Source organism: Leclercia sp. M-A074-M, from assembly GCF_965195605.1.
In the GTDB taxonomy this organism is placed as follows: Bacteria; Pseudomonadota; Gammaproteobacteria; order Enterobacterales; family Enterobacteriaceae; genus Enterobacter.
The window spans coordinates 637,276-662,697 of the sequence record NZ_CBDAHM010000001.1 but is presented as its reverse complement, the minus strand read 5'-3'; the positions used below and the strand labels follow the sequence as shown (position 1 = coordinate 662,697).

Here is a 25,422-nt window from a genome sequence, read left to right as displayed (position 1 = left end):
TCTCGGGTGTCATAGGGCAGTGGGTCTGTCTTATGAAAGTATTCACGCCACGGAATAAAGGCGCAAGCATTGCGAAGGATATGGGGGAGAGCAGGGGGAAATACAAGGCCTGTCAGAAACGACAGGCCGAAGGATCACGGCTGATAAACGCTGACGCCGAGATCGTTTTCTTTACGGGTACGGGCAATCACCGATTCCGGCGACTGGGCGACGCGCAGGCCCATTTCATCTTCGGTGCGCACCAGTTTGCCACGCAGGGAGTTGGTCAGCACCTCGAGGATCTCAATATCGACGAACTTGCCCACCAGATCCGGCGTACCTTCGAAGTTCACCACGCGGTTGTTCTCCGTACGGCCAGAGAGCTCCATGATGCTCTTACGTGAAGTGCCTTCTACCAGTACACGCTGCACGGTGCCGAGCATCCGGCGGCTCCAGGCGTTGGCCTGCTGGTTAATGCGATCCTGCAGAATATAGAGACGCTGCTTTTTCACCTCTTCCGGCACGTCGTCAACCATATCGGCGGCAGGCGTCCCTGGACGCGCCGAGAAGATGAAGCTGTAACTCACGTCGAAGTTCACATCACCAATCACCTTCATGGTGCGTTCAAAATCGTCGTCCGTTTCCCCCGGGAAGCCGACGATGAAGTCAGAGCTTATCTGAATATCCGGGCGCGCTTCACGCAGCTTGCGGATAATCGCTTTATATTCCAGCACGGTGTGGGTGCGGCCCATCAGGTTCAGTACGCGGTCAGAACCACACTGGATTGGCAGATGCAGGAAGCTCACCAGCTCTGGCGTATCGCGGTAAACCTCGATGATGTCATCGGTAAATTCGATCGGGTGGCTGGTGGTAAAGCGGATGCGGTCGATACCGTCAATCGCCGCCACCAGACGCAGCAGTTCAGCAAACGAGCCGGTGCTGCCGTCATAGTTCTCGCCGCGCCAGGCGTTAACGTTCTGCCCGAGCAGGTTCACTTCGCGCACACCCTGTGCCGCCAGTTGGGCGATCTCAAACAGGATGTCGTCGCAAGGACGGCTGACTTCTTCGCCGCGGGTATAAGGCACCACGCAGTAAGTACAGTATTTATTGCAGCCTTCCATGATGGAGACGAAGGCGGTCGGGCCATCTGCGCGCGGTTCCGGCAGACGGTCAAATTTTTCGATTTCCGGGAAGCTGACGTCAATAATCGCTTTGCGATTACCGCTTCCGCGTACGGCGTTGATCATCTCCGGCAGACGGTGCAGGGTCTGCGGACCAAAAATAATGTCGACGTAGTGGGCGCGCTGACGAATCAGCTTCCCTTCTTGCGAGGCAACACAGCCGCCAACGCCGATGATGATATCCGGGTTTTTCTGCTTGAGGAGCTTCCAGCGACCTAACTGGTGAAAGACTTTTTCCTGCGCCTTCTCACGGATTGAGCAGGTATTCAGCAGCAGCACATCTGCCTCTTCCGCCACGTCGGTGAGTTGATACCCATGGGTGGCATCCAGCAGATCGGCCATCTTGGATGAATCGTATTCGTTCATCTGACAGCCCCAGGTTTTAATATGGAGTTTTTTTGTCATCGACTTGCTCATGCTCAGGATTGCAGGGCGCGTATTGTAATGCTTTGGTGCGGTTGTGACCAGTATGAAGGTTGTCAGCCTCAAGGCCAAAAAAATCCGGTAAACTTAGGAGATTATCAAATAAGGACAAATGACCATGACTATCCAACAAGCCGGGATCGCCGTCGTCGGCGGCGGTATGGTCGGCGGGGCGCTGGCGCTGGGGCTGGCGCAACACGGGTTCGACGTCACCGTTATCGAACAGGCACCACCTGCTGCTTTTGACGCGTCACAGCAGCCGGATGTACGCATTTCGGCGATCAGCGCCGCGTCAGTTGATCTGCTTCGTGGGCTGGGGGTATGGGACGCGGTGCTGGCCATGCGCGCGCATCCGTATCGTCGCCTGGAGACCTGGGAGTGGGAAAACGCCCACGTGGTGTTTGACGCCGCGGAGATGAAACTCCCGCTGCTGGGTTACATGGTTGAAAATAGGGTGCTGCAACAGGCGCTCTGGCAGGCGCTGGAGGCGCATCCGCAGGTGACGCTGCGCGTTCCTGCGTCGGTGAAGGCGCTCCACCGCCACAACGATCAGCATCTGATTGAGCTGGATAATGGCGAGCAGCTGGCGGTAAAACTGCTGGTTGGGGCCGACGGCGCAAATTCCCGGGTGCGCGAGCTGGCCGGGATCGGCATTCACGCCTGGCAATATCAGCAATCCTGCATGCTGATCACCGTCGCCTGTGAGAACGATCCGGGTGACAGCACCTGGCAGCATTTCACCCCGAACGGTCCGCACGCGTTTTTACCGCTGTTTGACCGTTGGGCATCCCTGGTGTGGTATGACACCCCCGCGCGGATCCGCCAGCTGCAGGGGCTCTCAATGGAACAGCTGCAGCGCGAAATCGCCCACCATTTCCCGTCGCGTCTGGGTAAGGTCACGCCGGTCGCCGCAGGGGCATTCCCCCTGACGCGTCGTCATGCGCTGAAGTATGCCCGCGAAGGGCTGGCGCTGGTCGGCGATGCGGCGCACACCATTCATCCGCTGGCGGGGCAGGGGGTTAACCTGGGCTATCGCGACGTCGAAGCGCTGATAGATGTACTCAGTAATGCCCGCAGCCACGGCGAAGCCTGGGCCAGCCATCAGGTGCTTAAGCGTTATCAGACGCGACGGATGGCAGATAACTTTATTATGCAGTCCGGGATGGATCTCTTTTACGCCGGGTTCAGCAACGATCTCGGGCCGCTGCGCATCCTGCGTAATGTGGGATTGATGGCGGCACAGCGCGCCGGTGGACTGAAACGTCAGGCGCTGAAGTACGCCTTAGGGCTCTAGACATTCCCTGGGCCGGGTAAGGCGAAGCCGCCACCCGGCTTGTTCAGTTCGGGAACGCAGAAAAGCAAAAAGCTCGCCGAAGCGAGCTTTTTTTATGTGGCTGGGGTGCAGGGATTCGAACCCCGGAATGCTGGTATCAGAAACCAGAGCCTTACCGCTTGGCGACACCCCAATTGCGTTAAACAAACACCTTAACGACTTTTTAAATTGGCTGGGGTACGAGGATTCGAACCTCGGAATGCCGGAATCAGAATCCGGTGCCTTACCGCTTGGCGATACCCCAACAATTTTTTTGCTTTACCGACCGGAATCGATACAAGCTGATATGGTGGCTACGACGGGATTCGAACCTGTGACCCCATCATTATGAGTGATGTGCTCTAACCAACTGAGCTACGTAGCCAGACTGCTTTCTTCGATGGCTGGGGTACCTGGATTCGAACCAGGGAATGCCGGTATCAAAAACCGGTGCCTTACCGCTTGGCGATACCCCAATAACCGCGGAGAACCGCAAAATCGAAGAAATATGGCTGGGGTACCTGGATTCGAACCAGGGAATGCCGGTATCAAAAACCGGTGCCTTACCGCTTGGCGATACCCCATCCGTGCAACGCTTACCTGGGAATGGTGCGGGAGGCGAGACTTGAACTCGCACACCTTGCGGCGCCAGAACCTAAATCTGGTGCGTCTACCAATTTCGCCACTCCCGCAAAAAAGATGGTGGCTACGACGGGATTCGAACCTGTGACCCCATCATTATGAGTGATGTGCTCTAACCAACTGAGCTACGTAGCCATCTTTTTTTCGCGTTACCTTATCGGCGTTGCGGGGCGCATTATGCGTATAGACCCTTGCAGCGTCAACACCTTTTTCAACGAAAATGTCTGGAATGTGACTGTTTGGTTAGGTTGCGAACAGCGTGACCGAATATTCGGCAATTATTGGTTATTAATCGTTTTTGTCCAGCGAAACGCGAGGCAAAAAAAGAGGCCCCGAAGGGCCTCATGGCGATCTGACTGATTACTTATAGGCGGACTGATGCACACCCACGGCACGACCTGATGGATCGTTCATGGTTTTGAAAGCTTCATCCCACTCAATGGCTTTCGCCGAGGAGCAGGCGACGGAAGGACCGCCAGGAACACACTCTGCTGCGCTTGGCAGCGGGAACAGCTCTTCGAAGATCTCACGGTACAGATAGGCTTCTTTCGAACCCGGCGTGTTGTACGGGAAGCGGAAGCTGGCGGTTTCCAGTTGCTGATCGGAAATCTGCTTCGCTGCCACCTCTTTCAGGGTGTCGATCCAGCTGTACCCTACGCCGTCAGAGAACTGCTCTTTCTGACGCCATGCCACGCTTGCAGGCAGGTAAGATTCGAAGCATTCGCGCAGAACGTGTTTCTCCATCTTACCGTTGCCGCACATTTTGTCCTGCGGGTTGATACGCATGGCCACGTCGAGGAATTTTTTATCCAGGAAGGGAACGCGCGCTTCAACACCCCATGCAGACATCGCTTTGTTGGCACGGGCGCAGTCAAACATGTGCAGGGCCTGCAGTTTACGCACGGTCTCTTCGTGCAGCTCTTTGGCATCCGGCGCTTTATGGAAGTAGAGGTAGCCGCCGAACACTTCGTCAGAACCTTCGCCGGAAAGTACCATTTTAATGCCCATAGCCTTGATTTTACGGGACATCAGGTACATCGGCGTGGAGGCGCGGATGGTGGTCACATCATAGGTTTCAATGTGATAGATAACGTCGCGGATCGCATCCAGCCCTTCCTGCACCGTAAAGTGGATCTCATGGTGCACGGTGCCCAGGTGATTTGCCACCTCCTGCGCGGCTTTCAGGTCCGGGGATCCTTCCAGGCCGACGGCGAAGGAGTGCAGCTGCGGCCACCAGGCTTCGGAGCGCTCCTGATCTTCCACGCGACGTGCGGCATACTTTTTGGTGATCGCCGAGATAACGGATGAATCCAGACCGCCGGAGAGCAGCACGCCGTAAGGCACGTCCGACATCAGGTGGCTTTTCACTGAACCTTCCAGCGCCTGGCGCAGCTCGTTTTTATCGGTGACGTTGTCTTTAACGGCATCGTAATCGAACCAGTCGCGCTGATAGTACTGGCGAATTTCGCCATCCTGGCTCCACAGATAGCTGCCTGCCGGGAACTCTTTGATGGTGCGGCAAACCGGCACCAGGGCTTTCATTTCAGAGGCAACATAGAAGTTGCCGTGCTCATCATGGCCCATATAGAGCGGGATAATCCCGATGTGGTCGCGGCCAATCAGGTACGCATCTTTTTCGCTATCGTACAGCGCAAAGGCAAACATACCCTGCAGATCGTCGAGGAACTCGGGCCCTTTCTCCTGGTAGAGGGCCAGGATCACTTCGCAGTCAGAACCGGTCTGGAAGGTGTAGCGATCGCCGTACTCCGCGCGCAGCGCCTGGTGGTTGTAGATTTCACCGTTGACCGCCAGGGCATGGGTTTTTTTCTCGTTATATAACGGCTGGGCACCGGCATTGACATCCACAATCGACAGACGCTCGTGCGCCAGGATGGCTTTATCGCTGGCGTAGACACCGGACCAGTCCGGGCCGCGATGGCGCATCAGACGGGAGAGTTCCAGTGCTTTTTTACGCAGTTCGCCTGCGTCAGTTTTGATATCCAGTACGCCGAAAATTGAACACATAACCTTCTCCATTAACCCTGTTGCAGTGTGATGTTGCTTGCTTATGAAAATGCCGCAAAAGCGGAGGGGCGGCAAGCGATTTGCCGGGCAAAAAGAAAAAAGTGCAATACCTGTTGATGAATGTTGAAAAAAGCGTACGCCTTAAGCTGGATTATTGATGTTTATTCAGTAAAAGGCGTTTTTTATTAGATGGATTTCTATTTTTGACGAGGCAAAATGAAAAAACCACGTCCGGAGACGTGGTTTTGGGTTACAGGACATCAATTTCCGCGACCGAGGGGTAAATCCAGCTTGGTCGGAACGGCATCGAATCGATATCGTCCAGGGTGGATACCCCCGACAGGACCAGGATGGTTTCCAGCCCGGCCTGGAAGCCGGCCAGAATATCGGTGCGCAGGTTATCGCCCACAATCACCGTATCTTCCGAATGGGCCTGCATTGTGTTGAGTGCCGCACGAATGATCCACGGGCTGGGCTTACCAACATAAAACGGCATGCGGCCAGTCATCTTCTCAATACCGGCACAGAGCGCGCCGCAGGCCGGATAAAAGCCGCGGCCATGGGTATCCGGGTTGGTGGCGATAAAGCGGGCGCCGTTGGCGACAAAGAAGGCCGCCTTGTGCATCATCTCCCAGTTATAGGAGCGCGTTTCGCCAACGATAACAAAGTCGGGATTGACGTCGGTGATGGTAAAGCCCGCTTTGTACAGTTCATGGATCAGTGCGCCTTCACCGACTACATACGCTTTTTTGCCTTCCTGACGCTTCAGGAAATCTGCGGTGGCCATTGCCGAGGTATAGAAGACGCTGGCGGGCACATCGATACCGGCGGTGGCAAAACGGTTCGCCAGATCCTGTCCGGTCTGCGACGGGAAGTTGGTGAGCAGCACCAGCGGCATACCCTTTTCCATGATGCCGTTAAGAAACTCTGCTGCGCCCGGCACGGCAACGTTGTCGTGCATCAGCACGCCGTCGATATCACAAATAACATTCTTAATGGTCATGAACTTCCCGACATCAAAAAAAGAAGGCGTCACTATAAAGCGCTGTCAGCTTTCCAGCAAACGCTGCAACAGGATACCGTTAAGCATGGCGCGTTTTACCAGGGCAAAAGCGCCAATCGCGGAACGGTCGTTCAGCGCGGAGCGAACCACCGGCAGGTTCTGGCGAAACGCCTTCAGCGCCTGGGTATTGATGCACCCTTCGATGGCAGGCAGCAGCACTTTTTCGGCCTCGGTAATTTCACCGGCGATCACCACTTTTTGTGGGTTAAACAGGTTGATGGCGATGGCAATGGTTTTGCCCAGATGACGGCCAACCTGCTCAATCACTTCACTGGCTAACGCGTCGCCCTTATTGGCCGCCCGGCAGATGGCGCTGATTTTACAGTCATCGAGCGTGACGCGGCTCTGATAACCCTGCTCCAGCAGATGGCGCACCCGCTGCTCAATGGCGGCGTTGGCAGCGACGGTTTCCAGACAGCCAAAGTTGCCGCAGTGGCAGCGCTCACCCAGCGGGTCAACCTGAATGTGGCCAATCTCGCCCACGTTACCGTTACGGCCAATAAAAATGCGGCCATTAGAGATAATACCGGCACCCGTACCGCGGTGAACGCGCACCAGAATTGAGTCTTCACAATCCTGACTTGCACCAAAGTAGTGCTCGGCCAGCGCCAGGCTGCGGATATCGTGACCCACAAAGCAGGTTACGGCGAAACGCTTTTCCAGCGCGTCGATCAGCGCCCAGTTTTCGACCTGAATATGCGGCATATAGCGGATCACGCCGCTTTCGGGATCGACGAGCCCGGGCAGGATCACCGAAATGGCAATCAGCTCGCGGATTTTGCGCTGGCAGGATTCGATAAACAGCTCGATGGCGTTAAGCAGCGCATGTTCGAGGGTCTCCTGAGTGCGTTCCGGCAGGGCATAGTGCTCTTCAGCAATGGCCTTACTGCTGAGATCGTAGAGCGTCAGGGTGGCGTCATGACGTCCAAGGCGCACGCCAATGGCGTGGAAATGACGGGTTTCGGTAACAATTGAGATAGCGCGACGGCCTCCGGTGGAGGCCTGCTGATCCACTTCTTTAATCAGCCCGCGCTCAATAAGCTGACGGGTAATTTTCGTCACGCTGGCGGGGGCAAGTTGGCTCTGTTCTGCAATCTGAATCCGCGAGATGGGTCCGTGCTGGTCAATCAGTCGATAAACCGCCGCACTGTTCAGCTGTTTTACCAGATCAACGTTGCCAATTTGAGCTTGTCCGCCAGGTGTCATACTTTCGCTTACTCTGTAACGACCTCGTTACCATTAACGATGGTCTTGATGATTTTATAATCGTGTGTGAATGCGGTGAGGTTAGCGACCATCCCCGGTGCAATACTGCCCAGCTGTTTATCTACGCCTATCGCGCGTGCCGGATAGAGCGTTGCCATACGCAGCACTTCATCGAGGGCAATGCTGCAATGTTCAACCAGATTGCGCACGCCTTCGATCATGGTCAGAGCCGAGCCGCTTAACGTTCCGTTCTCATCCACACAGAGTCCATTCCGGTAGTATATTGTTTTACCAGCAAAAATGAACTGTTCAATATTTGCCCCAGCTGGTGCCGTGGCGTCTGTTACCAGACACAGTTTGTCACCTTTCAGGCGCTTAGCGTTACGCACGTTGGCGTAATCGACATGTAAACCGTCAACAATAATGCCGCAATAGACATCTGGTTCGTCGAAGATCGCCCCGGCGAGACCGGGTTCGCGTCCGGTAATATAAGGCATAGCATTATAAAGATGGGTCGCGAAGGTGATACCGGCGCGGAAGCCCACTTTGGCCTCTTTTAGCGTGGCGTTGGAATGCCCTGCAGAGACCACAATACCTGCGCCCGCCAGCTTGCGGATCACCTCAGGATCGACCATTTCTGGCGCCAGGGTCACTTTGGTGATCACATCCGCGTTGGCACAGAGAAAATCAACCAGTTCACCGTCAGGTTTACGGACGTAATCAGGATTATGGGTGCCTTTCTTGACAATATTCAGCCACGGCCCCTCAAGGTGCAGACCCAGCGCCTGGTGTGGATATTTCGCCAGATATTCACGCATCACGCGAACGCCTTGCTTCATCAGGTCGTCGCTGGTGGTAATAAGCGTCGGCAGGTAGCTGGTGCAGCCCGATTTTTCATTGGCGCGCTGCATAATTTCCAGCGTTTCAACGGTGACGGCTTCGGCGGTATCGTTGAACTGCACGCCGCCACAGCCGTTAAGCTGTACGTCGATAAAACCGGGGGAGATGATTGCTCCATTGAGCGAGCGTTGTTCAATGTCCGCTGGCAGTTCGGCCAGTGGGCAGACACGTTCAATCAGGCCATTGGCGATAACGATCGCATGGTCATCCAGAATTTCATGGCCGGTATAAATCCGACCGTGGGTTAAAGCGTACATAACGACCCCCGGTTTAAAAATAGCATGCCGTCTCTGCAGGCAGAGACGGCGTCACATTACAGACCTTTAATATTTTCTGCTTCTAATTCGTTGAAATACTTCAACGTCTTCACTTTCAGTTCCATGGTAGACGGTTCATCGCATACCACAACGGCTTTCGGATGCAGCTGCAGACAGCTGATGGTCCACATGTGGTTGACGTTGCCTTCTACCGCCGCCTGCAGCGCCTGCGCTTTTACGCTGCCCAGCACCAGAATCATCACTTCTTCCGCATCCAGCAGGGTACCCACGCCAACGGTCAGGGCATATTTTGGTACCTGATTAACGTCGCCATCAAAGAAACGGGAGTTTGCCACACGGGTGTCATGTGTCAGGGTTTTGATACGGGTACGGGAGGCCAGAGAAGAAGCAGGTTCGTTGAAGGCGATATGACCGTCGTTACCGACGCCACCCATGAACAGGTGGATTTTACCGTAAGCACGGATTTTTTCTTCGTAATGACGGCACTCTGCATCAATATCCGGGGCATTTCCGTCCAGCAGATTAATATTTTCCGGTTTAATATCAATGTGATCAAAGAAGTTCCGGTGCATGAAGCTATGGTAGCTCTCCGGGTGCTCTTTTGGCAGGCCTACATACTCGTCCATGTTGAAAGTGACAACATGTTCAAAGCTAACCTGGCCCGCTTTATGCATCTCAACCAGTGCTTTATAGGCGGTAAGAGGTGTGCCACCGGTAGGCAGACCCAGTACAAAAGGACGATCGGCTGTCGGTTTGAACGCGTTGATACGTTGTACGATATGGCGAGCAGCCCATTTGCCGACTTGTTCTGCGGTTGCCAGGGGGATCAGTCTCATTATTCACCTCTGAAGTTTTAGTAAAAGTTGGCGGATTGCTTGTCGGGGTATGATATAAGCCTAACCTGTTTCACACCGAGAGGGGTCAATCCGTCCTGATTTTTCGTATCATAAAATAAGTTTTCACTGTTTGCCAGTACAGGGGAGGGGAAGAAACAATATTTGGTGACAAAACTCACAAAAAGTACGCGTTTAATTTGCGATACGAATTAATTTTTCAGACACTCTCAAAGCCAGTGAATCATCAACTGTATTTATCGTTCGTTACACAATAAAAAACATAGTTTATGCGCGAGCCTTAACAAAGGGTCTCGTAGGGGGAATAGGATGAATATTTTAGGTTTTTTCCAGCGCCTCGGTAGGGCTTTGCAGCTCCCTATCGCCGTGCTACCGGTTGCAGCGCTCCTGCTGCGATTCGGGCAACCCGATCTTCTTAACGTGCCGTTTATTGCTCAGGCTGGCGGCGCAATTTTTGACAACCTGGCGCTGATTTTTGCCATCGGTGTGGCGTCAAGCTGGTCAAAAGACAGCGCTGGTGCTGCGGCACTGGCCGGGGCCGTGGGTTACTTCATCCTCACGAAAGCGATGGTGACCATCAACCCTGAAATCAACATGGGCGTACTGGCGGGTATCATTACCGGTCTCGTCGGTGGTGCCGTCTACAACCGCTGGGCAGGTATCAAACTCCCTGACTTCCTGAGCTTCTTCGGCGGAAAACGTTTCGTGCCGATCGCGACGGGCTTTTTCTGTCTGATCCTTGCCGCCATCTTTGGCTACGTGTGGCCACCGGTGCAGCACGCTATCCATGCGGGTGGCGAGTGGATCGTTTCCGCGGGCGCAATGGGTGCGGGTATCTTCGGTTTCATCAACCGTCTGCTGATCCCAACGGGTCTGCATCAGGTGCTGAACACCATCGCCTGGTTCCAGATTGGTGAGTTCACCAACGCGGCGGGTGCCGTGTTCCACGGTGATATCAACCGTTTCTACGCAGGCGACGGCACCGCGGGCATGTTCATGTCCGGCTTCTTCCCAATCATGATGTTTGGTCTGCCTGGCGCTGCGCTGGCAATGTACCTGGCTGCGCCGAAAGAGCGTCGCCCAATGGTTGGCGGTATGCTGCTGTCCGTTGCGATCACGGCCTTCCTGACCGGCGTGACCGAGCCACTGGAATTCCTGTTCATGTTCCTGGCGCCGCTGCTGTATCTCATGCACGCCTTCCTGACCGGTATCAGCCTGTTTGTGGCCACTCTTCTGGGTATCCATGCTGGCTTCTCCTTCTCCGCAGGCGCTATCGACTACGTGTTGATGTACAACCTGCCGGCGGCAAGCAGCAATGTCTGGATGCTGATGGTGATGGGCCTGGTGTTCTTCGTTATCTACTTCCTCCTGTTCAGCGCGGTTATTCGTATGTTTAACCTCAAAACGCCGGGCCGTGAAGAGACAAAAGATGACGTCGTAACCAGTGAAGCAAACAGCAATACCGAAGAAGGTTTAACTCAGCTGGCAACCAGCTACATTGCCGCTGTAGGCGGTACCGATAACCTGAAAGCCATTGATGCCTGTATTACCCGCCTGCGTCTGACCGTTGGCGACTCTGCGCGCGTGAGCGATGCCATGTGTAAACGCCTGGGCGCGTCTGGTGTGGTGAAACTGAACAAACAAACCATCCAGGTTATCGTGGGTGCGAAGGCCGAATCTATCGGCGACGAAATGAAAAAAGTGGTTGCCCGTGGGCCGGTCGCTGCTGCCTCAACGGATAGCGCACCCGTGGCTGACGCGCCGGTTGCGAAACCGCAGGCGGTGCCAAATGCGGTAACCATTGCCGCACTGGTTTCGCCAGTCACCGGTGAGGTGGTGGCTCTGGAGCAGGTTCCTGATGAAGCCTTCGCCAGTAAAGCCGTGGGTGACGGTGTCGCGGTTAAACCAACGGAGAAAACCGTTGTGTCGCCTGCGGCGGGCACCATCGTTAAAATCTTCAATACCAACCACGCGTTCTGCCTGGAAACCGACAAAGGGGCGGAGATCGTTGTCCACATGGGCATCGATACCGTAGCGCTGGGTGGCCAGGGCTTCAAACGCCTGGTCGAAGAGGGTGCGGAAGTGGTGGCGGGTCAGCCGGTTCTGGAGATGGATCTCGACTACCTGAACGCCAACGCGCGCTCGATGATTAGCCCGGTTGTCTGCAGCAATATCGATGACTTCAGCGGCCTGGTCATTAAGGCGCAGGGTCAGGTTGTGGCCGGTCAGACACCTCTGTATGAAATTAAAGGCAAATAAGTGCTCCTGAGTAAGCGTTAGTGCCTGAGCGGCGGGGATATCCCCGCCGCTTTTTTTTGCAGCAATCGCCCTCATAATTCTCTTCCGGGACCGTTTTTTGCGTAACTAAAGGTTGTCACTACGCCCGGCTTATAAGATCATATGCCGTTATACGTCGTTTACGCTTTGAGGAATCCACGATGAGTGAGGCTGAAGCCCGCCCGAGCAACTTTATCCGTCAGATCATTGATGAAGATCTGGCCACTGGTAAGCACACCACAGTTCATACCCGTTTCCCGCCGGAGCCGAATGGCTACCTGCATATTGGTCATGCGAAATCGATCTGCCTGAACTTCGGCATCGCGCAGGACTATCAGGGTCAATGCAACCTGCGTTTCGATGACACCAACCCGGTGAAAGAAGATATCGAATACGTAGAGTCCATTAAGAACGACGTGCAATGGTTGGGCTTCAACTGGTCTGGCGACATCTGCTACTCCTCCGACTATTTTGACCAGCTGTATGCTTACGCCGTAGAGCTGATCAACAAAGGTCTGGCCTACGTTGACGAGCTTTCCGCTGACGAAATCCGCGAATACCGCGGCACGCTGACCGCGCCGGGCAAAAACAGCCCGTACCGCGATCGCAGCGTGGAAGAGAACCTGGCGCTGTTTGAAAAAATGCGTGCCGGTGGCTTCGAAGAGGGTAAAGCCTGCCTGCGCGCTAAAATCGATATGGCCTCACCATTTATCGTGATGCGTGACCCGGTGCTGTACCGCATTAAGTTTGCCGATCACCATCAGACCGGCAGCAAGTGGTGCATCTACCCAATGTACGACTTCACCCACTGCATCAGCGATGCGCTGGAAGGCATTACTCACTCCTTATGTACGCTGGAGTTCCAGGACAACCGTCGTCTGTATGACTGGGTGCTGGATAACATCTCCATTCCGGTGCATCCGCGTCAGTACGAATTCTCTCGTCTGAATCTGGAATACACCGTGATGTCCAAGCGTAAGCTGAACCTGCTGGTTACCGACAAGCACGTTGAAGGCTGGGATGACCCGCGTATGCCAACCATCTCCGGTCTGCGTCGTCGTGGCTATACCGCCGCATCTATCCGCGAGTTTTGCAAACGCATCGGCGTGACCAAGCAGGACAACACCATTGAGATGGCGTCGCTGGAATCCTGCATTCGCGAAGATCTGAACGACAATGCGCCGCGCGCGATGGCTGTTATCGATCCGGTTAAGCTGGTTATCGAAAACTATCCTCAGGGCGAAAGCGAGCTGGTGACCATGCCGAACCATCCGAGCAAGCCGGAGATGGGTAGCCGTGAAGTGCCGTTCAGCGCAGAGATCTGGATCGATCGCGCCGACTTCCGCGAAGAAGCGAACAAGCAGTACAAACGCCTGGTGCTGGGCAAAGAAGTGCGCCTGCGTAATGCCTACGTGATCAAAGCTGAGCGTGTTGAAAAAGATGCTGAAGGCACTATCACCACGATCTTCTGCAGCTACGATGCCGAGACTCTGAGCAAAGATCCTGCCGATGGCCGCAAGGTGAAAGGCGTTATCCACTGGGTCAGCGCGGCACATGCGCTGCCGGTTGAGATCCGTCTGTACGATCGCCTCTTCAGCGTGCCAAACCCGGGTGCCGCAGAGGACTTCCTGGAGGTCATTAACCCGGAGTCGCTGGTGATCAAGCAGGGCTTTGCGGAGCCATCCCTGAAAGGGGCTGTTGCCGGCAATGCGTATCAGTTTGAGCGCGAAGGTTACTTCTGCCTCGACAGCCGCTACGCCACAGCCGATAAACTGGTGTTTAACCGTACCGTTGGTCTGCGTGATACCTGGACGAAAGTCGGCGAATAACCGATCATTTTCTGATAAACGCCGCGCATTGCGGCGTTTTTTTTGCCAGACAATCGGGTCAGAATTTAACCATATGTTCGCGTTGCGAATTAATTCCCTTTCTTAAAACTGTTCGCTTTTTCTTCCTTTTCGCAAATTCACCGTAATAGCTATCAGAATGGCTGTTTAATGCCTGCCTGTTAAAAATAACTCGCTAATTATTCCTGTTATTTTAATAAAATATTCTTCTTCCTTTGCTTTGTTACAATTAGCAATCAAATATGTGCGCTTTGTCATAATCCTGACGTTTGATCGCTGAAAAGCATTGATAATTCGCGTCGCGAAAAATAGTCTACAGAGAGGAGATGTAAGCGGGTATTTCTGGTTACCTCCACTTTTTACTTTTTGTTTTTCGCCGTTTTAGGCGCTTTAAATACGTCAAAGAGGATTAATTATGCGTACGTTCAGTGGCAAACGTAGTGCGCTAGCGCTGGCTATTGCCGGTGTAACAGCAATGTCAGGCTGGATGGTTTCTCCGAAAGCCCAGGCCGAAGGTTTTATTGATGATTCCACGCTCACGGGCGGTATTTATTACTGGCAGCGTGAACGTGACCGTAAAGATGTCGAAGCAGATAAATATAAAACTAACCTGGCTCACTCCACCTGGAACGCCAACCTCGATTTCCAGTCCGGCTATGCCGCCGATATGTTCGGTCTTGATCTTGCTGCGTTCACGGCCATTGAAATGGCGGAAAATGGCGACAGCGGCCACCCGAACGAAATTGCGTTCTCCTCCAGCAACAAAGCCTACAAAGAGGACTGGTCCGGCGATAAGAGCGGAATCAGCCTGTATAAAGCGGCAGCAAAATTTAAATACGGTCCGGTCTGGGCGCGCGGCGGCTGGCTGCAACCAACCGGCCAGACCCTGTTAGCGCCACACTGGAGCTTTATGCCAGGTACCTACCAGGGTGCCGAAGCCGGGGCAAACTTTGACTACGGCGACAGCGGGGCGCTGAGTTTCTCGTATATGTGGACCAACGAGTACAAAGCGCCGTGGCATCTTGAGATGGACAAGTTCTATCAAAATGACAGAAAAACCCGCGTTGATTATCTCCACTCATTTGGCGCGAAGTACGATTTCAAAAATAACCTGATTCTGGAAGCCGCGTTTGGCCAGGCGGAAGGCTTCATCGATCAGTACTTTGCCAAAGCGAGCTACAAACTGGATATCGTGGGCGGCCCCCTCTCTACCAGCTACCAGTTCTACGGCACGCGTGATAAAGCCGATAGCGGCACCGTGAACGATATCTACGACGGCACGGCATGGCTGCAGGCGCTGACCCTGGGTTATAAGGTCGGTCAGGTCGACTTACGTCTGGAAGGGACTTACGTTAAGGCGGAAGGGCAGCAGGGCTATTTCCTGCAGCGCATGACCCCAACCTATGCTTCGTCCAACGGTCGTCTGGACGTGTGGTGGGATAACCGCTCCGACTTCAACGCCAATGGCGAAAAAGCGGTCTTCTTCGGCGCGATGTATGACCTGAGCAACTGGAACCTCGCAGGCTGGAGCGTCGGTGCTTCTTATGTTTACGCCTGGGATGCAAAACCAGCAGACTGGCTGATCAACAGCGCGGGCCAGCGTGAAGATATCGCCTCTAACAAGATCAAAGAGTCTGCCTATAGCCTGGATGCGATCTACACCCTGCAGGACGGTCGCGCGAAAGGCACCATGTTCAAACTGCACTTCACGCAGTATGACAACCACTCCGACATCCCAAGCTACGGCGGCGGTTACGGCAACATCTTCCAGGATGAGCGAGACGTGAAGTTTATGGTTATCGCCCCGTTCACCATCTTCTGATGACTCACCCGGCGGGGGATAACCCCGCCGACTGGAGACTGCTATGCTGAAAAAATTCGTACTGGTTGCGCTGCTGGCATCAGGACTGGCCGCCTGCGCACAACCCCAGACCCAGAGAGAAGACACCCGTCTGAAAGAGGCCTACAGCGCCTGTATCAATACCGCTGAAGGTTCGCCAGAAAAAATCGAAGCCTGCCAGAGCGTGCTGAACGTGCTGCGCCAGGAGAAGAAGCACGAACAGTTTGCCACCCAGGAAAGCGTGCGAGTGGCGGATTACCAGGCCTGTATTATGGCGCGCAAAACGGGTAACAATCAGGACGTGACCAAAAATTGCGACAAAATCTGGCAGGAAATTCGCAGTAATAACAGCAAGTAATTCGCTGTTTTTAACGCCCGGTGGCGCGATGCTCACCGGGTCTACCAGGGTGAAATCACCCGTAGGCCCGTGTAAGCGCAGCGCCACCGGGCTTTTTACATTATGACAGGCATAAAAAAGCCAACCGTCAGGTTGGCTCGGAGCAGGCGGATGAATTATTTCGCGTCGTGCGCGTGATCATCTTCGCGGCAGTCGCCTTCGGCACAGTGGCCATAGAGGTAGAGACTGTGGTTGGTCAGACGAATGCCATGACGGGCGGCAATTTCACGCTGACGTGATTCGATAGAGTCGTCGCTGAATTCGATCACTTTGCCGCAATCCAGGCAAATCAGGTGATCGTGGTGATGCTGCTGCGTCAGTTCAAATACGGATTTCCCGCCTTCAAAGTTGTGACGCGTCACGATGCCTGCATCGTCGAACTGGTTCAGTACACGGTAAACGGTCGCCAGACCAATCTCTTCGCCCATGTCGATCAGACGCTTGTATAAGTCTTCCGCACTGACATGATGGTTATCCGGACCCTGAAGCACTTCCAGGATTTTTAACCGTGGAAGCGTGACTTTCAGTCCGGCCTTCTTTAATGCGGTGTTGTTGTCAGTCATGCGGAATCTGTCCTGTTGCTAAACGATTCACTTCTAAAGAAGAAGTGACAGAAAATGCACCTGGGAAATGCGTCTCATTATAGAACTGCCATGACCTAATGAAAACTGCAAGTCTCAAGTAAAGTATGCTTATAAAAACGTGGTACCGCCAACAAACTTGTTACAGGGTGACCCGTTTGAACCTGGATCATTGTACAGGTATGGCAGGAAAAGTTAAAAATTTGTAGCAATTATTTTGATTGATATTACCTATCAATGCGGCGCAACTATGGCGTTGCGCCGCAGTGTGATCAGGCGTTGAGAATATCGTCGAGGTGCAGCTCTTCGCGAACCTGCTTAACCCATTTCTCTACGCGCTCAGCGGTCAGTTCAGGCTGGCGATCTTCATCGATGGCAAGACCCACGAAGTGGTTATCATCGGCCAGACCTTTAGAGGCTTCGAAGTGGTAGCCAGCAGTTGGCCAGTGACCAACGATTACGGCGCCGCGCGGCTCAATGATATCGCGGATGGTGCCGAGAGCGTCGCAGAAGTACTCTGCGTAATCTTCCTGATCGCCACAGCCGAACAGGGCAACCAGTTTGCCGTTGAAATCGATCTCTTCCAGAGACGGGAAGAAATCGTCCCAGTCGCACTGCGCTTCACCGTAGTACCAGGTAGGGATGCCCAGCAGCAGGATATCGTAGCCTTCGATATCTTCTTTGCTGCTTTTCGCAATGTCATGCACATCGGCAACGTCTTTACCTAGCTGTTTTTGAATGTTTTTTGCGATATTTTCGGTATTACCCGTGTCGCTGCCAAAAAAAATGCCGATGATTGCCATGAGTAAAATAACCTCTTGAAACTTAATGGTATGGTGGCGCAATTTAGCCACGGATAAGGGCAATCATAGCAGAACAGAGAAGCCTGCGGAAACTGCAATCACCCAGGACTGCACTCTGTGCTACATGAAAGCAATAAGAAGGGGAGTTTTCTGACTTACGCTTTGCCGTGCCATATCTCGAGCTGCGCAATCAGCATCTCTTCAATCAGCTCACTGCGGCTGATATCACGGGCATTCGCCAGCTCGTTCAGCGCATCGACGGCTTCAGCGTTCAGTTTCAGCTCGACGCGTTTAAGCCCGCGGCTTTTATCGCGTTTAAGCTGATTGCGCTTATTGATGCGCAGCTGTTCATCACGCGAAAGCGGATTGGTTTTCGGTCGTCCCGGGCGACGCTCATTCGCGAACAGATCTAATGTCGTGCGGTCCGTGTGTTCTTTGGCCATGATTTTGAGACTTCGGGGGAAACAAGACACCCTGCTAATGCCCGGGCGATAAGCGCGCCATCATACATCACCGAAAACGGCACGCCAACGACTGGAGGCCCGCTGGCGACCAGTCGCTCTCTTTTTAATCAATTTGCCGTGTCGGCGAGGTAACGACGGATAGCGCGCAGCACCGCGTCCGGTTTTTCGGCATGAACCCAGTGTCCGGCGCCGGCAATGACATGCGCACGCGCCTGAGGGAATTGCGTCAGTAGCGCATCGCGATACGCTTCGGTTACATACGGGGAGTTGCCGCCGGTAATAAACAGCGTCGGATGCGGCCACGCCGGCACCGGCTGCCAGCCGACGATCTGGTCATATTGATCCCAGAGCACCGGCACGTTAAAGCGCCATTCGCCGTCGACGAAGGATTTCAGCAGAAACTGCACCACGCCTTCTTCGTTCAGATGCTCACGCATCAGCGCGGCAGCCTGCTGGCGGGTGCTAACGCCAGCGTCCGTGACGGCGTTGATAGCGGCGAAGATCTCATCATGGCGGCGCACATCGTAATCCACCGGCGCCACGTCGATCACCACCAGGCCCGCAATGCGCTCCGGCGCAAGCGCCGTCAGCGCCATCACCGCTTTGCCACCCATGGAGTGACCAATCAGGGTCGCTTTTTCAATATTATGCTCATTCAGCGTATCCAGCAGATCCTGGGCCATATCGGCGTAGGTCATCTGCGGCGAGCGCGGCGACAGGCCGTGGTTGCGCATATCTACCTGCAGCAGCGCGTGATCCTGCACCAGATCCCGTGCCAGTACGCCAAGATTATCCAGACTACCAAACAGACCATGCACCAGGACGATGGGAGAATTATTGTGCGGCGATTGTGCAGATTGCGCTCGGGTATTCAATTTCATGGCAAAGTTCTTTTTTTACGTATGTCAGGTTAGGGTATCATGTTGACCATTCTGCCGCCCGGCTGCAAGGAAACAGTTAATTCTGACTTTTGCCGCCATCCTGGCTTGACGCTATCCGCTGTTGGGTTTTGACCTTATACTCCCAACGACTTGTATTCAGATAAGATATCGCACTGGATTAAGATGAAAACAATCGAAGTTGATGACGAACTCTATCAGTATATTGCCAGCCAGACGCGGCATATCGGTGAGAGCGCGTCCGACATTTTACGGCGCATGCTCAAAATGGCCGCCGCCTCGCAGTCTGCCGCTCCAGCCCCCAAAGAGACGCGCCAGCCCGTTGCCGTCGTCCAGGAAAAGCCGCTGACGCAGGTAAAAGACAAAGTGCGTGCGATGCGCGAACTGCTGCTTTCTGACGAATACGCTGAGCAGAAGAAAGCAGTTAACCGCTTTATGCTGGTGCTGACTACACTCTATTCACTGGATCACAACGCGTTTGCCGATGCGACGGAGTCACTGCATGGTCGCACGCGTGTCTACTTCGCGGGTGACGAGCAAACGCTGTTACAGAATGGCAATCAAACTAAACCCAAGCACCTCCCTGGTACACCGTACTGGGTGATCACCAATACCAATACCGGACGTAAACGCAGCATGATCGAACACATCATGCAGTCGATGCAGTTCCCGGTGGAATTGATTGATAAGGTTTGCGGAACTATCTAACCCTTGCATCAGAAGGACCAGGCAATGGCAAATCACAATCGTGCGGGTCAACCTGCACAACAGAGCGATTTGATTAACGTCGCCCAGCTTACCGCACAGTATTACGTGCTGAAGCCGGAAGTGGGCAACGCAGAACACGCAGTTAAGTTTGGTACATCCGGGCACCGCGGCAGTGCGGTACGCCATAGCTTTAACGAGCCGCATATTCTGGCCATTGCTCAGGCCATCGCGGAAGAGCGTGCCAAAAACGGCGTCACCGGTCCGTGTTACGTGGGTAAGGATACACACGCCCTGTCAGAGCCAGCGTTTATCTCCGTACTGGAGGTGCTGGCGGCCAACGGCGTGGATGTCATCATTCAGGAAAACAACGGCTATACGCCGACCCCTGCCGTTTCTAACGCCATCCTGGTGCATAACCAGAAGGGCGGCGCGCAGGCTGACGGCATTGTGATCACGCCGTCCCACAACCCGCCAGAAGATGGCGGCATCAAATACAACCCACCCAACGGCGGCCCGGCTGACACTAACGTCACGAAAGTGGTGGAAGATCGCGCCAACGCGCTGCTGGCTGATGACCTGAAAGGCGTGAAGCGCATCTCTCTGGACGAGGCGATGGCCTCCGGCCACGTGAAAGAGCAGGATCTGGTGCAGCCTTTTGTTGAAGGACTGGCAGATATCGTCGACATGGCGGCGATCCAGAAAGCGGGTCTTAAGCTGGGCGTCGACCCGCTGGGCGGTTCCGGTATTGAATACTGGAAGCGTATTGCGGAGCACTACAAGCTGGATCTGACCATCGTTAACGATCATGTCGATCAGACCTTCCGCTTTATGCACCTGGATAAAGATGGTGCAATCCGTATGGACTGCTCCTCCGAGTGTGCGATGGCTGGCCTGCTGGCGCTGCGCGACAAGTTCGACCTCGCCTTTGCCAACGACCCGGATTACGACCGTCATGGTATCGTCACGCCTGCGGGCCTGATGAATCCAAACCACTATCTGGCGGTGGCGATCAACTACCTGTTCCAGCATCGTCCTCAGTGGGGGGCAGAGGTTGCCGTCGGTAAAACCCTCGTCTCCTCCGCAATGATCGACCGTGTGGTTAACGACCTGGGCCGTAAGCTGGTGGAAGTGCCGGTGGGCTTTAAGTGGTTTGTAGACGGTCTGTTCGACGGCAGCTTCGGCTTTGGCGGCGAAGAGAGCGCGGGTGCCTCCTTCCTGCGCTTCGACGGTACGCCGTGGTCTACCGACAAAGACGGTATCATCATGTGCCTGCTGGCGGCGGAGATCACTGCCGTCACCGGTAAGAACCCGCAGGAGCACTACGATGAGCTGGCCGCCCGTTTCGGTGCGCCGAGCTACAACCGTCTCCAGGCCTCTGCCTCCTCCGCCCAGAAAGCGGCGCTCTCTAAACTCTCACCTGACATGGTCAGTGCCAGCACCCTGGCAGGCGACCCGATCACCGCCCGTCTGACGGCGGCACCGGGCAATGGTGCCTCTATCGGCGGTCTGAAGGTGATGACCGAGAACGGCTGGTTCGCGGCGCGTCCATCCGGTACGGAAGATGCTTACAAGATTTACTGCGAAAGCTTCCTCGGTGCGGAACACCGCCAGCAGATTGAGAAAGAAGCGGTAGAGATTGTCAGCGAAGTGCTGAAAAACGCATAACTGCGGTTTGTGCGCCGGGCGGCACTGCGTTTGCCCGGCCTACAACTGCTTCGATTTTGTAGGCCCGGTAAGCGCGAGCGCCACCGGGCTTTTTTGTCAGCTCATTTTGTTCTTCAGTTCAAAGCGCGGTGAAACCAGCCCGTAGAGCGTCCAGCCCATAAAGGTCACCATAGCACCGTACAGCATCGCTTCTTCGCCAGAAGAGTAAAGCGCATAGAAGCTGTAAATCGCTCCCACCAGCGCCACGATATTGGCGATTTTCGCCTTGCCCGGGTCAACTTTTGCCACCTTCTGAATGATCACCAGTGCCGCCATCGACAGAATGTAGGGGATGATGTTGGTCACAACGGCCAGATTGACCAGCACGTTAAACTGGCTGTTCAGCGATGGACTAATGGTCATCAACGACAGACCGCTCTGGAAAATCACAATCGCCAGCATGCCCTGTACCGGCGCATCCGCTTTGGTTACGCGGGAGAAGATTTTCGGGAAGTAACCAGCATCCGCTGATGTTTTGAACACCTGTGCGATGGTGAACTGCCAGCCGAGGAGCGAGCCACAGCAGGACATAACCATCAGACCCATGATCACTTTCCCGACTTCCGGCGTGAACATCTGGGCGAAGGCCAACCCGAACGGTGCGGTGGAGGTCGCGAGATCCATGTTCGGTACGATTCCGGCAATCACGTTAGTGGAGACAATGTAGATCACCGCCGCACCCAGGGTGCCGCCCAGTACCGCAATGGGGACGTTCTTTTCAGGATTATCCACCACTTCAGCGTTAGCACACGCGGATTCCAACCCGAGAAAGGCCCATAACGTCATGGCGATGGAGGAGCCCACCGCGGTGAAGAACGGCACATGATGGGGATTCCAGGAGTTGGCATACAGCGTTGGGCTAAACCAGAACCAGCCAATGATGCACAGCCCGACAACCGGGATAATGACACCCCAGACGGTGATACTACTTAACTGACCCGTGATGCGCGCCCCGCCAAAGTTGGCCACGGTGCAGATCCACAGTACGCCGATGGTCGCCAGCCCAATTTGCACCGGACTGAGCGTGGCACCAAACAGCTCGGTGCCGTAGCCCACCGCTGAAATCGCAATCGCGACGTTGGCGATCAGCAGCGACACGCCGTAGGTATAGTTGGCCATAAAGTTGCCTGACTTACCGAAGGCATACTCGGCGTAACCGCCCATCCCGCCTGACTTGCGGCTGAACATCCCGCACTTGGCAAAAGCCCACGCCAGCGCCATCGATCCCACCGCCGTCACCAGCCAGGAGATAATTGAGATCGTTCCCACTTCCGCGAGTTTGGTCGGCAGCATGATAATGCCCGATCCCATCATGTTGACCATAGTGAGAATGGTGAGCTGCACGACGCCCATTTTGTTGGATTTACTCATAATTTTTCTCCTTTCAGCAGCACAGGCTGAGCGGCAGGTTGTTTGATGACGTAGCAGCGCACCTGTTTGCGACCGTCACACTCCTCGACGTACACCCCCTGTAACTCCGGTGCAAAGCCCGGCAGCAGGTTGATCCCCTCTTCAAGCGCGGCAAAGTAGCGCAGCACGGAACCGCCCCATACTTCGCCCGGGACCACGCACAGCACCCCCGGTGGATAGGGGAGCGCCCCTTCGGCGGCAATCCGGCCTTCCGCGTCGTGCAGCGAGACCAGTTCGACTTCGCCACGCAGATAGGCAATGTTCGCCTCTTGTGGGTTCATCATCACCCGCGGGAAATACGCCTTACGGAACATCTCTTTCTGCAGTTGCTTCACGTTATGGCGGGCATAAAGTTCATGCATCTCCAGGCAAATCTGGCGCAGGGTGTAACCGGCATAGCGTTCCGGGTACTGTTTGCAGATGGATGGCAGAACCTCTTTCAGCGGGGCATCGGTCTGGAGCAGTCTCTCGAAGCGCACAAGCTGGGCGACAAGCTGCTGCAGTTTGCCCATGTCCTCTGCTGGCGTAAGCAGGAAGAGAATTGAGTTGAGATCGCATTTTTCCGGGACGATGCCATTTTCACGCAGGAAGTTAGCCAGAATGGTGGCCGGCACGCCGAAATCCTCATACTCCCCGGTGCGCGCATTGATGCCCGGGGTGGTTAGCAGCAGCTTGCACGGATCGATAAAGTACTGGTGCTCGGCGTAGCCTTCAAAAGCGTGCCATTGCTCACCCGGAACAAAGTGGAAGAAGCGCAGGTTGGTGGCGATGTCGGCGGTGCTGGCGCTTTCCCACGGACGACCATCTACCGTTTCCGGTACGAAGGGACGGATAAACTGACAGTTTTGCAGGATCAGCTTGCGCGCCTCGATGCCGTTCACCACGCAATCCATCCACATATTGCGACCGCTCTGGCCCTCATGCATACGGGCGTTGATATCCAGCGCGGCAAACAGCGGATAGAAGGGGCTGGTGGAAGCGTGCATCATAAAAGCGTTGTTAAGCCGTTTATGCGGAACATAGCGCGGCTGGCCTTTGATATGCCGGTCTTTCTTGTGGATCTGCGAGGTCTGCGAGAAGCCTGCCTGCTGCTTATGCACCGACTGGGTAACCAGGATCCCAGGGTCGTTCTCGTTCAGTTCCAGCAGCAACGGAGAGCAGTCCGCCATCATCGGAATGAACTGCTCGTACCCCACCCAGGCAGAATCAAAGAGAATGTAATCGCACAGGTGACCAATCTTATCCACGACCTGGCGGGCGTTATAGATGGTGCCATCGTAAGTGCCCAACTGGATCACCGCCAGGCGGAACGGACGCTGGTCGCGGGCACGGCCTGGCGCAACCTCGGCGATCCGTTCGCGCAGATAACGCTCTTAAAACAGTGTGCGTCAATACCGCCGATAAAGCCGTACGGGTTTCGTGCAGTTTCCAGATAAACCGGCGTAGCGCCCGCCTGTAACAGTGCCCCGTGATGGTTAGATTTATGGTTATTACGGTCGAACAGCACCAGATCGCCCGGTGTGAGCAGGGCGTTCAGCACGACCTTATTAGACGAAGAGGTTCCGTTCAGTACGAAGTAGGTTTTATCGGCATTAAAGACTTTCGCCGCATGCTGTTGAGCAGTACACGGCGCGCCTTCGTGGATCAGCAGATCGCCCATTGCCACGTCAGCATTGCACAGGTCGGCGCGGAACAGCGTTTCGCCAAAGAAATCGACAAATTGATTTCCCGCAGGGTGGCGGCGGAAGAACTGTCCACCCTGATGTCCCGGGCAGTCAAAAGCGCTGTTGCCTTGCTTAACATAATCTACCAGCGCGCGGAAGAAGGGGGGACGCAGCTGGGTTTCATACTTCTGCGCAGCTGCTTCCAGCTGGCGTCCGTAGAAGTCATTGCAGTTATCGGTACATTCAAAAACGCCCTGGATACGCGATAAATACTCTGCCGGAACAATCTCTTCTTTATGCGTGGAAATAAAAACGGGAATATTGAACCCCGTGGCATCTATTTTTTCTATAGTACCATTGGAAATATCGCTCACCGCCAGGACTACTGCGGCGACATCAATATAATCCGAGTCGTTCACGTCCACCATATCGCGGGTCGTGGTAAAGCAGTGCGGGCAGGTGCGGCTGGTGGCAATTTTTAACGTTTTCATCTTTCGCTCTTTATTTTAAGTAATAGAGGTCCTTCGATTTCCTGTGAAAAAGAAATCGCTATTTGCCGGAAAAAAAGCAAAGTCGGGCCGCTGATAAAAAATCAGTAAATTGCTTTTTGTTGAATAAAATCCAGCCCGTCCGGTTACGGTTAATTCTGGATCAAGGAGAATGAGCGCACTGGTTCACAGTCAACTGACTGTAAAAGAAGCTTTTTCAGGAGTGTGTGTAAGCAAGCGCGCCAGAAGTCGAAGGACTACCGGGCGTTAAAGAGATGAAAGTCAAAGCAGTTGCGGTGGGCAAACTTCATTATATGCGTTACCCGCCTTATATGAGGCATAAAACGGTTGTTATTTTCCATTTCCCTTTTCCTTTCAGTAATTGAAAGCGTGGTCATTTTATCCGGAAAGAGACGGCAAACCGTGAAGAGGATCAACATTAAGCGATCATTTGAAAAATAATTATCCGCATTTTAT

19 protein-coding genes, 7 tRNA genes and 1 pseudogene are annotated in these 25,422 nt (G+C 54.4%); 7 read left to right on the top strand and 20 right to left on the bottom strand.

All coding sequences use genetic code 11. The annotated features are described in order from the left end of the window. Positions 1-134 precede the first annotated feature (134 nt). Positions 135-1,565 carry a tRNA (N6-isopentenyl adenosine(37)-C2)-methylthiotransferase MiaB gene (gene miaB / locus ACOKCT_RS03290; protein WP_103178685.1) on the bottom strand — a complete coding sequence of 477 codons (1,431 nt, stop codon included), beginning with the start codon at positions 1,563-1,565 and terminating at the stop codon, positions 135-137. Between the two features lie 136 nt (positions 1,566-1,701). Between miaB and ubiF the strand changes: the two genes are divergently transcribed. Further along, complete coding sequence (ubiF, locus tag ACOKCT_RS03285; protein WP_420193146.1) at positions 1,702-2,877, top strand: 3-demethoxyubiquinol 3-hydroxylase; 1,176 nt, start codon at positions 1,702-1,704, stop codon at positions 2,875-2,877. Positions 2,878-2,974: 97 nt separating this feature from the next. Here ubiF and ACOKCT_RS03280 read toward each other — a convergent pair. From ACOKCT_RS03280 to nagB, 12 genes are all read right to left on the bottom strand, one after another. Beyond that, positions 2,975-3,049: transfer RNA gene (locus ACOKCT_RS03280), tRNA-Gln, on the bottom strand. A gap of 36 nt (positions 3,050-3,085) precedes the next feature. After that, a tRNA-Gln gene (locus ACOKCT_RS03275) sits at positions 3,086-3,160 on the bottom strand. A 43-nt stretch (positions 3,161-3,203) separates the two neighbouring features. Continuing rightward, positions 3,204-3,280: transfer RNA gene (locus tag ACOKCT_RS03270), tRNA-Met, on the bottom strand. A gap of 16 nt (positions 3,281-3,296) precedes the next feature. Beyond that, positions 3,297-3,371 (bottom strand) — tRNA-Gln (locus tag ACOKCT_RS03265). A 33-nt stretch (positions 3,372-3,404) separates the two neighbouring features. Next, positions 3,405-3,479: transfer RNA gene (locus ACOKCT_RS03260), tRNA-Gln, on the bottom strand. A 23-nt stretch (positions 3,480-3,502) separates the two neighbouring features. Further along, positions 3,503-3,587 (bottom strand) — tRNA-Leu (locus ACOKCT_RS03255). An 8-nt stretch (positions 3,588-3,595) separates the two neighbouring features. Next, positions 3,596-3,672, bottom strand: a tRNA-Met gene (locus tag ACOKCT_RS03250). 225 nt (positions 3,673-3,897) lie between these two features. Further along, complete coding sequence (asnB, locus tag ACOKCT_RS03245) at positions 3,898-5,562, bottom strand: asparagine synthase B (RefSeq protein WP_420193145.1); 1,665 nt, start codon at positions 5,560-5,562, stop codon at positions 3,898-3,900. Between the two features lie 250 nt (positions 5,563-5,812). Beyond that, the gene (locus ACOKCT_RS03240; protein WP_103181044.1) at positions 5,813-6,565 is read right to left on the bottom strand and encodes an HAD-IIA family hydrolase; all 753 of its coding nucleotides are present in this window, start codon (positions 6,563-6,565) and stop codon (positions 5,813-5,815) included. Between the two features lie 45 nt (positions 6,566-6,610). Next, the gene (gene nagC / locus ACOKCT_RS03235) at positions 6,611-7,831 is read right to left on the bottom strand and encodes a DNA-binding transcriptional regulator NagC (protein ID WP_103178689.1); all 1,221 of its coding nucleotides are present in this window, start codon (positions 7,829-7,831) and stop codon (positions 6,611-6,613) included. Between the two features lie 8 nt (positions 7,832-7,839). After that, positions 7,840-8,988, bottom strand: a complete 1,149-nt coding sequence (gene nagA, locus ACOKCT_RS03230) for an N-acetylglucosamine-6-phosphate deacetylase (RefSeq protein WP_103178690.1) — start codon at positions 8,986-8,988, stop codon at positions 7,840-7,842. A gap of 56 nt (positions 8,989-9,044) precedes the next feature. Next, positions 9,045-9,845, bottom strand: coding sequence for a glucosamine-6-phosphate deaminase (gene nagB / locus ACOKCT_RS03225; RefSeq protein WP_103178691.1), 801 nt, complete (start codon positions 9,843-9,845; stop codon positions 9,045-9,047). Positions 9,846-10,172: 327 nt separating this feature from the next. Between nagB and nagE the strand changes: the two genes are divergently transcribed. The 4 genes from nagE to chiQ all read left to right on the top strand — a co-directional run bounded on the left by nagE (position 10,173) and on the right by chiQ (position 16,185). Further along, complete coding sequence (nagE, locus tag ACOKCT_RS03220; protein ID WP_159339284.1) at positions 10,173-12,122, top strand: PTS N-acetyl glucosamine transporter subunit IIABC; 1,950 nt, start codon at positions 10,173-10,175, stop codon at positions 12,120-12,122. Between the two features lie 179 nt (positions 12,123-12,301). After that, positions 12,302-13,969 (top strand): glutamine--tRNA ligase, encoded by a 1,668-nt coding sequence (gene glnS / locus ACOKCT_RS03215; RefSeq protein ID WP_103178693.1) that lies wholly within the window; start codon positions 12,302-12,304, stop codon positions 13,967-13,969. Positions 13,970-14,402: 433 nt separating this feature from the next. Then, on the top strand, positions 14,403-15,809 hold the full coding sequence (gene chiP, locus ACOKCT_RS03210; protein ID WP_156654102.1) for a chitoporin ChiP: 1,407 nt from the start codon (positions 14,403-14,405) through the stop codon (positions 15,807-15,809). A gap of 46 nt (positions 15,810-15,855) precedes the next feature. After that, the gene (chiQ, locus tag ACOKCT_RS03205) at positions 15,856-16,185 is read left to right on the top strand and encodes a ChiQ/YbfN family lipoprotein (RefSeq protein WP_103181045.1); all 330 of its coding nucleotides are present in this window, start codon (positions 15,856-15,858) and stop codon (positions 16,183-16,185) included. Between the two features lie 155 nt (positions 16,186-16,340). Here chiQ and fur read toward each other — a convergent pair whose 3' ends face one another. The 4 genes from fur to ybfF form a co-directional block, all read right to left on the bottom strand. Further along, complete coding sequence (gene fur / locus ACOKCT_RS03200) at positions 16,341-16,787, bottom strand: ferric iron uptake transcriptional regulator (RefSeq protein WP_010428651.1); 447 nt, start codon at positions 16,785-16,787, stop codon at positions 16,341-16,343. 290 nt (positions 16,788-17,077) lie between these two features. After that, on the bottom strand, positions 17,078-17,608 hold the full coding sequence (gene fldA, locus ACOKCT_RS03195) for a flavodoxin FldA (protein ID WP_168192007.1): 531 nt from the start codon (positions 17,606-17,608) through the stop codon (positions 17,078-17,080). A gap of 155 nt (positions 17,609-17,763) precedes the next feature. Further along, positions 17,764-18,051 carry a LexA regulated protein gene (gene ybfE / locus ACOKCT_RS03190; protein WP_103178695.1) on the bottom strand — a complete coding sequence of 96 codons (288 nt, stop codon included), beginning with the start codon at positions 18,049-18,051 and terminating at the stop codon, positions 17,764-17,766. 128 nt (positions 18,052-18,179) lie between these two features. Then, positions 18,180-18,953, bottom strand: a complete 774-nt coding sequence (gene ybfF / locus ACOKCT_RS03185; protein WP_103178696.1) for an esterase — start codon at positions 18,951-18,953, stop codon at positions 18,180-18,182. Positions 18,954-19,136: 183 nt separating this feature from the next. Here ybfF and seqA point away from each other — a divergent pair, with 183 nt between their 5' ends. Beyond that, a complete protein-coding gene (gene seqA / locus ACOKCT_RS03180; RefSeq protein WP_159339283.1) occupies positions 19,137-19,679 on the top strand; it encodes a replication initiation negative regulator SeqA in 543 nt (180 codons plus the stop codon). Positions 19,680-19,703: 24 nt separating this feature from the next. Then, positions 19,704-21,344, top strand: coding sequence for a phosphoglucomutase (alpha-D-glucose-1,6-bisphosphate-dependent) (pgm, locus tag ACOKCT_RS03175; protein WP_103178698.1), 1,641 nt, complete (start codon positions 19,704-19,706; stop codon positions 21,342-21,344). A gap of 96 nt (positions 21,345-21,440) precedes the next feature. Here the strand turns inward: pgm and potE are convergent, their stop codons facing one another. The 3 genes and pseudogenes from potE to speFL all read right to left on the bottom strand — a co-directional run bounded on the left by potE (position 21,441) and on the right by speFL (position 25,307). Then, positions 21,441-22,754 (bottom strand): putrescine-ornithine antiporter, encoded by a 1,314-nt coding sequence (gene potE, locus ACOKCT_RS03170; RefSeq protein ID WP_103178699.1) that lies wholly within the window; start codon positions 22,752-22,754, stop codon positions 21,441-21,443. Then, a pseudogene (gene speF, locus ACOKCT_RS03165) lies at positions 22,751-24,948 on the bottom strand (ornithine decarboxylase SpeF). The gene potE and the pseudogene speF overlap by 4 nt, the downstream one beginning before the upstream one ends. 254 nt (positions 24,949-25,202) lie before the next feature. Continuing rightward, entirely contained in the window at positions 25,203-25,307 is a 105-nt protein-coding gene (gene speFL, locus ACOKCT_RS03160) for a leader peptide SpeFL (protein WP_138369585.1), read from the bottom strand. Positions 25,308-25,422: the final 115 nt, after the last annotated feature.